The organism is Enterococcus sp. C74 (assembly GCF_040887125.1).
In the GTDB taxonomy this organism is placed as follows: Bacteria; Bacillota; Bacilli; order Lactobacillales; family Enterococcaceae; genus Enterococcus_B; species Enterococcus_B hirae.
The window spans coordinates 126,850-139,645 of the sequence record NZ_JBFOFA010000008.1; the positions used below are offsets into that span (position 1 = coordinate 126,850).

The window sequence follows — 12,796 nt, forward strand, 5'->3', positions numbered from 1 at the left end:
CTCAAGCCAAAACAAACCACGAAAGATTGCCCATAAAAAATAGGACATTACCCAGAATCTCTTCTGACTAATGTCCTATCTTACTGGTACTTGAGTTTTTGTGAACTCAAGCAGACAAGCCCTTCTCCACAAAAGTCTTGCCCGACACCCTTGCATTCCGGCAAGTGATCACATCATGATCTTGTGTCTCCAAAATCAATTAGGCGCATCTGTAAACCAGAGGCCTTCTCGACCCGTCGCATGTCGTTACTTTAACACATATCCCAAAGTTATGCGAGTCTTTTTTTCATTTGATAATCGACCATTTGAAATCCTTGACCAATATCCGAGATCAGTTCACCAGCCATTTCAAAACCTTGATGAAGGTAAACGGCGATGGCTTGAGCATTGCCTTGATTGACACGTAGAAAAATCTCTTTGATTCCTTGTTCTCTAGCGATAGTTTCGTACCACTGAAAAAGAGCCGACGTCAATCCCTTCCCTCTGAATTGATTCATTAAGTATAACTTACTCAAATATATTTTGGATGCTATTACCTCATAGGCGGTATATCCGACCGTTTGCCCTTGCTCTTTTAAGAGAAAATACTGCACACCTTCCGCCACTTCTTTTTCAATCTGTTGTTTTGATTGATAGGTAGCCAACATATAGTCCACTTGTGCTTGCCCAATGATCGGAACAAATGCTTCTGGCCAAACTTCCTTGATCACTGATACCAACTCGTCAATTTCAGTTGAGGTTACCTTGACTTTTTCTAACATTCTTTTTCTTTCCTCTCTTACTGCTAAAAATTTCCTTGTGCTTTCTGGAACAGATACAACATAATCAAACTATACGCACCGACAGACCAAGGTTTCAATAATAGGACAATTTGGATATATTCCTTAAAAGATATTTTAGTTAACCCTGCGACCAGACAAACCAAGTCATCAGGCGCAAAAGGAATCAACATGGTCAAACACAGTACTTTTTTGATATCCTTCGTTTTCTGTGTCAGTAATTGGTCGAATTTTTGGTACTTTTTGGGCGATAAAATAAGTTGTACAAAACTAACGCCATAATAACGAACCAATAAAAAACCAATGGCTTCACCGATAATCAATCCAATACAGCTATAAAGTAATCCCCAGCCATTCCCAAACATCAACAAGCCTGCCACTGAAGAAATTCCTCCAGGTAGTATTGGGATGATCACTTGAATAATCTGCAGGAGAATAAAAATCACTACTGCATACTCCCCAAATTGTTGGATGAAGCGTTGCAAAGAAGTGGTTGATCGAAAGATCCCATGTTGATAAGCATAAATGATTAACACCAAAAAGAACAATAAGCCAATAATCGGGATTATTCGGATATATTTATGTAAATGATTGTGATCGTTCATTTTCAGTCTCTCCACCTTTTAGCGCTACTTTTCATTAAGAATCGTTGCAAAAGTAAACGTTTCACTTGATAAATAAGTCGAAGAATCGAAAATAGCTTCTCCTATTTTCATGATTCTTCGACTTATCCTATTGGTTTCTTTGTTTTATTTATGATCCAAAAAACTAGCAACTTTCGTCGTAATCAAATCGATCGCTACGTGATTTTCGCCACCTTCTGGCACGATGATATCGGCGTAACGCTTAGTTGGTTCAATGAATTGATGATACATCGGTTTAACCACGGTCAAATATTGTTCGATCACGGAATCCAACGTTCTGCCACGTTCTTCCATATCTCGTTTGATTCTGCGGATGATACGGATATCATCGTCTGTATCTACATATACTTTGATATCCATCAAGTCACGTAGATTTTCATCTTCTAGAATCAAAATGCCTTCTAATATAATTACTTCTTTAGGCTCTTGGATGATTGTTGCTTGACTTCTTGTATGTGCAACATAATCATAAACTGGTTTTTCAATGGCGTTATAGTTCAGTAGTTCTTTCACGTGCTGAATCAGCAGATCATTATCAAAGGCAAAGGGATGATCATAATTCGTATTCAATCGTTCTTCAAAGCTCAAATGGCTTTGATCTTTATAATAAGAATCTTGTTCAAGCATCATGATGGAATGGTCTGGGAAATTATTGAAAATGGCACGACTTACGCTTGTTTTACCGCTTCCTGATCCACCCGTCACACCAATGATAATTGGCTTGCTTTTTGTCATTGACTAAAACCTCTTTCATATCCGTTTTTACATTCTTATCTATTATAGCGAAAATACACGAAAATGCTATATTTTTCTGAAAATTAATGCTTCTCGATTTCCAAAAGAGGATAAAGTTCTGCTAACGAATCAATCCGATAAGTCGGTACGATTTCTGGAATTTCCGGCAACCGATTTTTGTTAAACCAAATCGTATCAATTCCTGCCAAGTTCCCTCCTTTAATATCTGAGGTCAATGAATCGCCAATAATAACTGTTTTTTCTTTTTCAAATTGAGGAATCTGTGAAAAGACATGATCAAAAAATTCTTTCATTGGTTTTTGGGCGCCCACATCTTCTGAAACAAAAATTTTTTTGAAATAGCCCAACATTTTCGCATCAGTCAAACGTTGATATTGCGTTTTCGATACCCCGTTTGTCACAATATAAAGATCCGCTTGTGAAGATAACGTCTGAAGCAGTTCATGACTTCCCTCAATCAAATCATGCCCCTGATTCAAGTAATGTCTGTATCTTTTCTCCATAGCTAAACTATCAACTGTTTTACCAAATTGTTGAAATAGTAGTCCAAAACGACTCCCGGTAACCTCTTCTCTCGTCATATTCCCTTTTTCAAATTCACGCCATAAGTGATGATTTAATGCCTTATAACTTGTTTTCACTTCTGGTGTCAATTCAATTCCTTGCTCTGCAAATAATTCATTTAATGCTTTTGCTTCTGTCATCTGAAAATCAAGTAACGTATCGTCTACATCGAATAATAAAGTATGATAATTCATTTTTTTCTCTCCTATTTAAAATATATTTTCAATTGCTTTAATTCGGTTAATGTCAGTGAACGATAGGCACCTTCAGCAAGTTGGTCATCTAACTGCAAAGGTCCCATCATTAGTCGCTTTAGCTTTGTCACTTTTTTACCACGTGCAAGGAACATCTTTTTTACCTGATGAAATTTTCCTTCTTGTATCGTTACTCGTACTCGACTGCTGTTTTTGGATGTTTCCATGATTGTTAATTGTGCAGGTAAACAACGATAGCCACCCTCAAAAACAATTCCTGCTTGAAAAGCTTCGATATCTGAAGCTGTCACTTGTTCATTGATCTGCGCCTCATAAGTTTTGAAGACTTTTTTATCAGGCAGCAACATTTCATATCCCAACTGACCATTTGATGTCAGTAATAGTAGTCCTGTGGTATCACGATCCAAGCGTCCGACAGGATAGAGCGGCTTCGCTCGATCCGCTGAAGCAATCAAGTCTAACACGGTCATTTTTGTTTGGTCTTTAACTGCAGTCACAGCACCACTCGGTTTATTCAATAAGTAATAGACTTCGTTTGTCGTTAAACGCTTACCTGAGACTTCGATCTCATGAATCAAACTATCCACATTTCGGTTTTGGCAAAATTCGACACAACCATCAATTTTCACTTGTTTTGATGCAAATAAACGCTTCATCTCTTTTCGAGTCGTTTGTAAAGTTTCTTCAATTAATTTATCTAAACGCATGGTGCTTTCCTTTCTTAGCCTAACAAGCATTATAACCCGAAAGAGAGTAGATGCAAATAAGAAAGCCATTGTTATTCCTTGACTTAAATTCAGATTCGCGCTACGGTTAAAGAGTAAAGTGAATTGGATTTCTCATACACAGCGTAATGACCTGGTGGAGAAAAGTTGAATCCTGACTTTCTAAAGGTAGATGCGCGCATCTACCTTTTTGCGTTTTTTAAGCGCCCTAGCCAATAATGTGCACGAGAATAGCCGTCGAAAGTTCACTTAAATAAAATCTGTTGGTCTACGTTGCCGACAGTCACATTTTAAGGAGGAATTTTGGTTATGTCAGTATCATTAGAAGTAAGTAAGAGAGAAGTACGTCCCCGTTCATTGAGAAATAAATTGCGTCATGAAGGTAAAGTTCCAGCTATTGTTTATGGGTACAATGTTGAAAGTACTCCGATTGCTATTGATGGACAAATATTCAGTAAATTATTACGTGAAAATGGCGCAAATACAGTAATCACAATGACGATTGATGGAAAAAAAGTCAACACGTTGGTTCATAAAGTCCAAACGAATACCTTTACCAACCATTTTGAACATGTGGAATTTCTATCTGTGAACATGTCAGAAGAAACTGAAGTCGAAACTGAAATCGTTCTTGTTGGCGAAGCTGCAGGTGTGAAAGCTGGTGGTGTCTTAGCACAAAACCTTTACACTGTGATCGTCTCTGCTACACCAAGCAACTTACCAGAACGTATCGAAGTTGATGTAACAAACCTAAATCTAGGCGATGCAATCACAGTAGCCGATCTACCTGAAAACAACGATTATAAAGTCGTTTCTGATGGTGAAGAACAAATTGCTGCAGTAGCAGCTCCAACTGAGGAAGCTGAAACTACTGATGAAGAAAGCGAACCAGAAGTTATTGGTTCAACGGAAGAATAACAAGTGACTTGTTCGTGTCAAAAGCGTTGGTAACCTCCGCTTTTGGCACGTTTTTTTCTCTCCTTAAAAAAAATTTATACTTTGAAAAAAAGTACACGATTTTTGTTGCATTTTTAAAAAAAGTCTATTAGAATGAACCATCGTTACAGTAAATCGTTTATCCTAAATGAAGAAATAAAACATGTCTATTCGATAAAACGAAGGAGGTTAAACAGATGTTTGAAAGTTTTGACAGTAGTCGTAACCGGTATGCCTCTGTAGGTGTTGTATCAAGTTTACCAGATGAACTGATTGATAGTATCTGGTTTATTATTGACCTAGACCTTAAGGGAGTCATCCCCTTAGATAATATGTTAGCCTTTGATTTAATCGACAATAATGGAAAAGTAACTATGCATTTTTCGCAAGCTGGTAGTGATGTTGAGATGGGAATCGATTTACCGTTTCACTATTCATCAAGTTTTCCAAGCCAAGTATATGCTTATGATGATGGTACTAGAGAAACCATTCTTTTACCCAGCGAGATAAGACAGTATTAAGGTTCACAACCATTCGTTGTCCCTTTTGATTTGTACGCCCAGGCCAAGTAGTTGATCCTTTGAATTTATTCTTTGCGTTTCATTCTTTGAATTTATTCAGCGATTCAATTCTTGGCTTGTTTTATGATGCACATCATTGAAAATATCTTTGAAAATGGATCTGCAATACATTGAAAGTTATCAAAATTATTTCATTTTTACCTAGTAATCTCAGGATAAACACTATATACTACTAACTAAATTTTATAGACAATAAGGAGTTTAAAAAATGCGCGATTTAACAAAAGGAAGTCCAGCTAAACTAATCTTAATGTTCACCGTTCCTTTACTTATTGGTAATGTCTTTCAGCAATTTTACAACATGGTCGACATGATCATCGTTGGTCAAACATTAGGGAAAAATGCGCTGGCTGCTGTTGGTGCAACCGGAAGCTTGACCTTTTTAATCCTTGGCTTCGCTCAAGGTCTTACTGCTGGATTAGCGATCATCACAGCTCAGCGTTATGGTGCAAAAGATTATCGTGGTCTTAAGAAAAGTTTTGCTGCAAGTGTTGTTATCAGTTTGGTTGTCACTATTGCATTAACCGTCCTTAGTTTAGTATTTATTCGTCCGATGCTGCAATTGATGCAAACGCCCGTTGAGATTATTGACCAAGCACAAACGTTCATTTCAATCATCTTACTAGGGATTTTCGCATCTATGAGTTTTAACTTACTTTCAAATGTTATTCGCGCGCTTGGAGATAGCCGGACACCACTTTTCTTTTTGATTATTGCAGTGGTTGTCAACGTTGTGCTTGATTTGATTTTCATCATTTCTTTTGGAATGGGTGTCGAAGGCGCAGCAATTGCAACGGTTATTGCCCAAGTTTGCTCAAGCCTACTATGTTTAGTTTATATCAAGAAAAAAATTCCTTTGTTGCAATTACGTAAAAAAGATTTTCACTTTGATAAAGAAGAGATTCGTGTTCATTTAAACGCTGCTCTTCCAATGGCTTTTCAATCATCCATCATCGCCATTGGCGCCATCGTCCTTCAAGCTGCGTTGAACAGTTTAGGAACAGATGTCGTAGCCGCTCAAGCAGCAGCCAGCAGAATTGACCAATTTGCTAACCAACCAATGATGTCCTTTGGGATTGCTATTGCAACATTTACTGCTCAAAATTATGGTGCAAAAGAATATGGTCGAATTTTAAAAGGTGTTAAGCAAACACTTATGATGAGTATTGGCTTTAGTGTTGTTGCAGGTGCGATCGTGATTTTCTTCGGTCATTCACTTATGCAGTTGTTTGTTTCACCGACAGAGACTCGTGTCTTTGAATTAGCTCAAACTTACTTCAATATCAATGGTTCCTTATATTGGATCTTAGCGATTTTATTTATCTTACGTTACACACTACAAGGACTTGGTCAAAGTAAGATTCCAACACTCGCAGGAATGATGGAATTAGTCATGCGTTCATTTGCAGCAATCATTTTAACTGGTTTACTTGGTTATACGGGTGCTGCAGCTGCTTCACCACTTGCTTGGGCAGGATCTGTCGCTGTTCTACTATACTCTTACTTGCGTTCAATGAAACAACTTAAATCTTTCGAGAATGAACAACAATACGCTATGGATGATCCTGAAATCCAGTACAATAGTATCCAATAAAAGAAAAAAAGACATTTCTCTCATCGATCAGATAAGCAGAAATGTCTTTTTTATTAGCAATTTACATGATGTTCCGTTCAAAAAACGAAGGAGTCTGGTTAGATGATTTTAGCGATCAATTATTATATATGATCATTTTTACGAGTATTTTCATCCGTATCTTCTACTCGAACGTCTCCTTTTGTATCAATATCCAACTCTTCACGACTTACTTCTTCCGTCACTTGTTTCATATCTTCATGCTCTTTTTTGTGAATACCTACCTCTTCACGTACTACTGTATGTTTATTGACATCAATTTGTTCTTCTTTAAGAGGAATTGTAATCGTTTCGTCTTCCAAAGAATCATCTGAAATATTATCGCTTGCTTCAGCATTTACTGGTTTTCTTTCGATAACGATTTCTTCACGCTTCACAGGGACTTCCACTGTTTTAGTATCATTAACAACGTGTTTATGGATATCAACTTCCCCAGTTGTCACGTCATGGGTATTGACATCTAACTGTTCTTCTTTGAGTTGAATATTTTCATTATTTGTATTTAGTGTATCCGTTGGATCGGGCATATTTTGAGTCCGATCGTTTTCAACAACTGCTTCATTTGGCGCTTTGTAATCTTTAACCGTAATCACTATTTTCCCAGCGGCAATATCCTCTTTGTATGAATACAATGGATCATCGTTAACAGAATCATCCGCTTTTTCTGTATACGAATCTTCCTCATAGGTGTTAGAAGTGAACGTATCTTTGATCCGTTCCCATAGCGAGCGTTCTTCATGCGTGCCTTCAACCTCATCCACATTCGTTTCTACATCAATTCCTGATAAACCAGAAAAACCAAAATTTTGAGCAGCATCTTTTGTCGTATAGATAATGATATCGTCTCGATCGTATCCTTCATCACGCAATTGTTCGATCACTGATAAAGCTTCTTCCCTCGTACTGTAACTACCAATAACTGTTAGATTTCTTTCATTCATGTGAATCCCTCCTGTTAATAGTATGTCTGTATTTAGTGATTCCGCTTACAGATCTATTCTATCGGATATTTTTTTTTAGAACAAATATATGGTTTACAAAGTAAAAAAGATGCCAATCCATTCAGCTAAGTCGAATGGATTGGCATCAGTTCTATCGTTTAAAATCTTATGATCAAGAGATCCGTCCACCAAAATGAGTAGGAAGCTTCCGACTAAGGGACAAAAAGAAAGTATAAACATCGGTTTATTCGTTTTTGGTAGTGGTTAGAATGTTTTGTCTTACTTCTCTCATTTTTTTTGATCGTGAAATGTAGGATTTTGTTTATCCCAGATTCTTCATTCTGTTTTATTCGAATCGATACTGTTTTCTGCTATTTCTTGTTTTTTGATTTTAAAATAGTCCACATGTGTATGGTTATATTCTAACACCGTAAATTGAAAAGAATCAATTTGGATCACTGTACCTGTCTTGATGTTTTTTTCATGGTTCGACATAAATCCAGATAGTGTGATAAAAGTAGACTCTTCAAATTCAGGGATCGTAACGTGGAAATAACGACCAAAATCATCTAACGTCAATTTTCCTGAAACAATATAGCTCCCATCTGCTTGTTTCGCTATCAATGCTTCATCCAAATCCGTTTCATCCCGAATTTCCCCCACGATTTCTTCTAAAATATCTTCAATCGTCACTAAACCACTCGTTCCTCCGTACTCATCTTTTAAAATAGCAATATGCTTTCCTTTTTTACGCATGATCGTCAATAATTTTTTGATGGGGATCGTTTCTGAAGTAACGATTGGTTCTTCCACCAACTCATCCACTGTTAATTGATCGTCTTTAAACGACTGCTTAATCAAATCTGGTAAAGTAACATAACCAAGGACGTGATCCTTTGACCCAGAAATAACTGGATAGCGGGTATGACCTCTTTGAATAGAAGCTTGAATTGCATCTTTCACTGTCTCACCAGCTTCAAAAACCTGCATAGAGGTTCGATCCACTTGGATATCTTTTGCCAACGTATCATCAAATTCAAAGACATTTTCTAAATAATAGTACTCTTCTTTCGTCAACTCTCCTTTTTCATAAGAATTCATAGCCACTAACGTCAATTCTTCTTGAGATAATGTCTCTTCTCCTTCTGAAACTAATTTCACACCTAATACTTTTCCTAAAGCCGCAGCAGAATGATTCAACACCCAAATAAAAGGAAACATTGCTTTATAAAAATAATGCAACGGACGTACAACAAATAAGACCACTTGCTCTGTATTCACGATACTATAACTTTTAGGTAAAAGTTCTCCGATCACCACATCGATATATGTCACTAAGATAAACCCTAACGCGACAGAAATCGTTCCGCTCAATGCTGAGCTAAACGGCAATCGACCGATCCAAGGCTCTAGTAACGCCGCCACTGAGCCTTCGCCAACCCAACCAATGATCAACCCAGTCAAGGTAATTCCTAATTGACTAGCCGACAAGTAGTTATCCAAATGATGCGTGACATGTAATGCTAATTTGGCATTCTTTACATTTTCTCTTTCTAATTGTTCTAAGCGTGAACGTCTGATTTTAACTAATGCAAATTCACTAGCTACAAAAAAAGAAGTCACCGCAATCATCAAAAATAATATGGCAAAATTAAGTACCATAACTTCCCACCTCTCTTCTCTCCCCTATTGTACCTCTTTTCGAAAAATAATTTAAATCAACGATCCACGATTGCATTGAGTTTCTTTAGAAAGTATCTTGACCCACAAAACTCTTTTAACTTAGCAAGCTTTGTCAAGCTTTTATCCAAAACTAAAATTTCATATAGCCGAAAAAAGAAGACTCTTTGCCTGATCGATTCCTTTACAATAGTTCTAGTAAAAAAATCAAAAGGAGATTATCTTATGCCCCTTAGTCAAGTTCTGAAAGAACACAAATTAATGAAAGTATCAGAAAATAGTATTCACTTGTGGAATCGAATGTTGAAAATTCACGGCTTAAGCCAAACCTTAGCCTATTTAACTACATTTAATTATGAAACTGAAAGTATCAAAAATATTATAAACAACCTTCATTTGCCAGCAGGAACAGATAAAGAACAGATTGAAACCTTGTTAAATGTTCTGGGCAAAACGGTGGTGGAATCAGGTTTTTCATCTGATCAGGAGTTACTAACCACAATTGACCAGTGGAACGCAATGCTTAAACTAAACGGTGCTGATGAAACCTTCGCTTTTCTAGCTACCTGTAACTATAATGATTCAATGATCAAATTTATCATAGCAAATCTTTACTTACCAGAAACGATAAATCCAGTCATTGAATCAGATAAAATCATTACGGCAGAGCGATCAACTATCACTTCAGATTTTCAATCCAACCAAGAACTACTAAATACGATTGACCAGTGGAACACGAGGTGTAAAGAACGTGGCCCAAACGAATGCTTAGCATCTTTGTCTAAATTAAACTATAAAGCCAGAAGTATTAAATTTATTATGGCTAACCTCCAGTTACCAAAAACAATGGACCGATTAGCCAACACACAAAAAATAGTTGAAGCAAACAAAATGAATATAATATCGAATTTCAATCAAAAAATAAAAATAATCGCAAAAAAAAAAAAAAACGTTACACAGCCTAAACCACATCATTAATAACCTTGAATTACCAAAGTTGGATGCTGAAATACTAAGAAAAAAAATCATTCTAAAAACTCAAAAAGTAATCGAAATTGGTGTTAAAAAACACCTTGCTAAGATGAATTTCGCATATAAAAAGACGCAAACCCAAGTTTACATAAAGCAAATGCAACAAGAACCAAATGAAATTGACATCTACCTAGGAAAATCTCACCTAAAAGATTTAAAAAGAAAAGCAATCAATAGTATTTCAAATAAACATCTAAGCGAGCCTAAAAAAGCTAAACTCTCTTTGCAACGCTAAATAGCCCAAAAACAATGGGAGAAACATTCCAAGAAATGTCTCTCCCATTGAATACTTTATTCGCTAAAGTTTAACTTTTCCGTTCTTTTAACCACGTTTTTCTTGTTACACCAATTAGTAAAGGTACTGTTTCATGCTTTACTTCACTATACTCCAAGCCAAACCAAGTTTCTGGCGTGGTCGCAATTTTTTTAATTGCAAGTTTTGCTTGCATGATTTGTCGTTCCCATTTGCTGAGAGTCGTCACATTTGAGATCACTTCATCAATCAAGATAAATTGGAAATCACCGACTTCTCTTCCCGGAGTTAACGAGTAAGTCTGCGGTTGTTTTGGTAATCTTCCTTGTTTCATCAAATCATGAATGATTTGACGAACATAGACATTGATTTCTTGTTGTACTCTGAATCCTAAGAAGAGATTCACTTGTACGACAAAATCAGTATCCATCATATCGATTTGGTATTCTTTCGTATAAGGTTCATCCGTCACTTCCACATGTACGAACCAATATACACGTGCTCTTTTTGGTCGTTTGTCCAAAATCGAGTAGACAAATTGTCTACCAACTTTTCCTTCGGCCATATCTGGTACTAAGAACACCACATTAGTTTGATAAAGTGGCAATGAGTGATCATCTCTTAATTCCGCTAATTGTGGAATGTAATCTTTTAATGCCACATCTTCCGCAGCAGACTCACGGATGATATTTCCTTGTTCCCAAATGAACATGACAGCTAAAATAATGATCGCCATCAACACCGCAACAAACCCTCCGTGGAAAAACTTCACGATACTTGAGATGAAAAAGATGATCTCGATCGCACCAAAAAAGAAAGACACAATCCAGGCGAACCATTTGGAATAGTTGCTTTGGATCAAATAGAAATAAAGAAGTACCGTCGTCATCAACATCGTGACAGTAATTGAAAGTCCATAGGCTGCTTCCATATGATGTGATGTTCGGAAAGTAACCACGATCAACGAACAAGCCAACCATAAAATCAAATTAACCGCGGGAATATACATCTGACCGATACTGTTTCCTGGATACATGATTTTCAAGCGTGGTAAGAGTTTTAACTTAATCGCCTCTGATACCAATGTAAATGATCCAGTAATCAAAGCCTGTGAAGCAATGACCGCAGCGATCGTAGCAAACCCAACGCCAATAATCAACCAACCTTTAGGTAACATTTGGAAAAATGGATTGAGATTATTGATTTGTTGCACCTCTTGATTTTGATAAATATTCAGTAACCAAGCCGCTTGTCCGAAGTAATTCAATACTAAGCAAAGTTTAACGTAAGGCCAACTTAAACGGATATTTAATTTCCCCACATGCCCCAAGTCAGAATACAATGCTTCCGCCCCTGTCGTAGCCAGAAAGATGTTTCCTAAAATAAAGAGACCTAATCGATTGTCTGGACTAAAAAGTAGGCGAATCGCGTAGTAGGGGTTCAACGCTCGGATCACCGTCCAGTCTTGGCTGAAATTTATTAAACCCATCACACCTAAAAAAGTAAACCATAAAAACATGATCGGACCAAACGCTTTTCCTACTATCTCGGTACCGAATCGTTGAACCATAAATAATACGAAAATGATGACTAATGTAATAATGACAATAATATTTTGATTGTTACCGAATCGATCAAAAAATTGTGGGATACCTCTTAACCCCTCGATTGCTGTCGTGACAGTCACCGCTGGGGTCAATACTCCATCAGCAAGTAGAGCAGCTCCACCGATCATTGCTGGTACGATCAAGTATTTACTCCCTTTCCTGACTAGTGTATATAAAGAAAAAATCCCACCCTCACCGTGGTTATCGGCATTTAACGCAATCACCACATACTTGATTGTGGTAAGTAATGTTAGTGTCCAAAAAATCAATGACACCGAACCAAGGACAAATTCAGGATTGATACCTCGTAGTCCTCCGTTATCTTCTACGATGGCCTTCATTACATATAGTGGACTCGTTCCAATATCTCCGTAAACTACGCCCATCGCAACTAATAGACCAGCCATTGAAATTTTTTTAGTGTTGTGTTTTGTTGTCAATTGTCCCCCT

Annotated in this window: 13 protein-coding genes; 5 read left to right on the forward strand and 8 right to left on the reverse strand. The window is 37.0% G+C overall.

Translation table 11 applies throughout. From position 1 onward, the window contains the following. Positions 1-269 precede the first annotated feature (269 nt). From AB3H93_RS11030 to AB3H93_RS11050, 5 genes are all read right to left on the reverse strand, one after another. Positions 270-761 carry a GNAT family N-acetyltransferase gene (locus AB3H93_RS11030; protein ID WP_010736856.1) on the reverse strand — a complete coding sequence of 164 codons (492 nt, stop codon included), beginning with the start codon at positions 759-761 and terminating at the stop codon, positions 270-272. 23 nt (positions 762-784) lie between these two features. Beyond that, complete coding sequence (locus tag AB3H93_RS11035) at positions 785-1,384, reverse strand: TVP38/TMEM64 family protein (protein ID WP_034698710.1); 600 nt, start codon at positions 1,382-1,384, stop codon at positions 785-787. A gap of 144 nt (positions 1,385-1,528) precedes the next feature. Continuing rightward, complete coding sequence (udk, locus tag AB3H93_RS11040; protein WP_010720341.1) at positions 1,529-2,158, reverse strand: uridine kinase; 630 nt, start codon at positions 2,156-2,158, stop codon at positions 1,529-1,531. Positions 2,159-2,241: 83 nt separating this feature from the next. Continuing rightward, positions 2,242-2,937, reverse strand: a complete 696-nt coding sequence (locus tag AB3H93_RS11045) for a YjjG family noncanonical pyrimidine nucleotidase (protein WP_010720342.1) — start codon at positions 2,935-2,937, stop codon at positions 2,242-2,244. An 11-nt stretch (positions 2,938-2,948) separates the two neighbouring features. After that, on the reverse strand, positions 2,949-3,665 hold the full coding sequence (locus AB3H93_RS11050) for a 16S rRNA pseudouridine(516) synthase (protein WP_081128316.1): 717 nt from the start codon (positions 3,663-3,665) through the stop codon (positions 2,949-2,951). 327 nt (positions 3,666-3,992) lie between these two features. On the opposite strand from AB3H93_RS11050, the gene AB3H93_RS11055 reads away from it, so the two are divergent. From AB3H93_RS11055 to AB3H93_RS11065, 3 genes are all read left to right on the forward strand, one after another. After that, positions 3,993-4,601 (forward strand): 50S ribosomal protein L25/general stress protein Ctc, encoded by a 609-nt coding sequence (locus AB3H93_RS11055; RefSeq protein WP_010736853.1) that lies wholly within the window; start codon positions 3,993-3,995, stop codon positions 4,599-4,601. A gap of 215 nt (positions 4,602-4,816) precedes the next feature. Then, a complete protein-coding gene (locus AB3H93_RS11060; RefSeq protein WP_010720345.1) occupies positions 4,817-5,140 on the forward strand; it encodes a DUF960 domain-containing protein in 324 nt (107 codons plus the stop codon). Positions 5,141-5,408: 268 nt separating this feature from the next. Continuing rightward, positions 5,409-6,794, forward strand: a complete 1,386-nt coding sequence (locus AB3H93_RS11065) for an MATE family efflux transporter (RefSeq protein WP_063626437.1) — start codon at positions 5,409-5,411, stop codon at positions 6,792-6,794. Between the two features lie 122 nt (positions 6,795-6,916). Here the strand turns inward: AB3H93_RS11065 and AB3H93_RS11070 are convergent, their stop codons facing one another. Continuing rightward, positions 6,917-7,774 carry a DUF2382 domain-containing protein gene (locus AB3H93_RS11070; RefSeq protein WP_063626436.1) on the reverse strand — a complete coding sequence of 286 codons (858 nt, stop codon included), beginning with the start codon at positions 7,772-7,774 and terminating at the stop codon, positions 6,917-6,919. 336 nt (positions 7,775-8,110) lie between these two features. Beyond that, entirely contained in the window at positions 8,111-9,436 is a 1,326-nt protein-coding gene (locus AB3H93_RS11075; RefSeq protein WP_010736850.1) for a hemolysin family protein, read from the reverse strand. 279 nt (positions 9,437-9,715) lie between these two features. On the opposite strand from AB3H93_RS11075, the gene AB3H93_RS11080 reads away from it, so the two are divergent. Beyond that, a complete protein-coding gene (locus AB3H93_RS11080; RefSeq protein WP_368020576.1) occupies positions 9,716-10,432 on the forward strand; it encodes a hypothetical protein in 717 nt (238 codons plus the stop codon). A gap of 19 nt (positions 10,433-10,451) precedes the next feature. Next, positions 10,452-10,721 carry a hypothetical protein gene (locus AB3H93_RS11085; RefSeq protein WP_051641764.1) on the forward strand — a complete coding sequence of 90 codons (270 nt, stop codon included), beginning with the start codon at positions 10,452-10,454 and terminating at the stop codon, positions 10,719-10,721. 70 nt (positions 10,722-10,791) lie between these two features. Here AB3H93_RS11085 and AB3H93_RS11090 read toward each other — a convergent pair whose 3' ends face one another. Continuing rightward, the gene (locus AB3H93_RS11090; protein WP_034698703.1) at positions 10,792-12,786 is read right to left on the reverse strand and encodes a KUP/HAK/KT family potassium transporter; all 1,995 of its coding nucleotides are present in this window, start codon (positions 12,784-12,786) and stop codon (positions 10,792-10,794) included. Between the last annotated feature and the right edge of the window lie 10 nt (positions 12,787-12,796).

What these genes read in the sequence shown, in the direction of transcription:
- AB3H93_RS11070 (WP_063626436.1), bottom strand. Translation starts at nt 7,774, where the DNA reads ATGAATGAAAGAAATCTAACAGTTATTGGTAGTTACAGTACGAGGGAA.
- AB3H93_RS11080 (WP_368020576.1), top strand. Translation starts at nt 9,716, where the DNA reads ATGAAAGTATCAGAAAATAGTATTCACTTGTGGAATCGAATGTTGAAA.
- AB3H93_RS11060 (WP_010720345.1), top strand. Translation starts at nt 4,817, where the DNA reads ATGTTTGAAAGTTTTGACAGTAGTCGTAACCGGTATGCCTCTGTAGGT.
- AB3H93_RS11045 (WP_010720342.1), bottom strand. Translation starts at nt 2,937, where the DNA reads ATGAATTATCATACTTTATTATTCGATGTAGACGATACGTTACTTGAT.
- AB3H93_RS11030 (WP_010736856.1), bottom strand. Translation starts at nt 761, where the DNA reads ATGTTAGAAAAAGTCAAGGTAACCTCAACTGAAATTGACGAGTTGGTA.
- udk (WP_010720341.1), bottom strand. Translation starts at nt 2,158, where the DNA reads ATGACAAAAAGCAAGCCAATTATCATTGGTGTGACGGGTGGATCAGGA.
- AB3H93_RS11050 (WP_081128316.1), bottom strand. Translation starts at nt 3,665, where the DNA reads ATGCGTTTAGATAAATTAATTGAAGAAACTTTACAAACGACTCGAAAA.
- AB3H93_RS11065 (WP_063626437.1), top strand. Translation starts at nt 5,409, where the DNA reads ATGCGCGATTTAACAAAAGGAAGTCCAGCTAAACTAATCTTAATGTTC.
- AB3H93_RS11035 (WP_034698710.1), bottom strand. Translation starts at nt 1,384, where the DNA reads ATGAACGATCACAATCATTTACATAAATATATCCGAATAATCCCGATT.
- AB3H93_RS11055 (WP_010736853.1), top strand. Translation starts at nt 3,993, where the DNA reads ATGTCAGTATCATTAGAAGTAAGTAAGAGAGAAGTACGTCCCCGTTCA.
- AB3H93_RS11075 (WP_010736850.1), bottom strand. Translation starts at nt 9,436, where the DNA reads ATGGTACTTAATTTTGCCATATTATTTTTGATGATTGCGGTGACTTCT.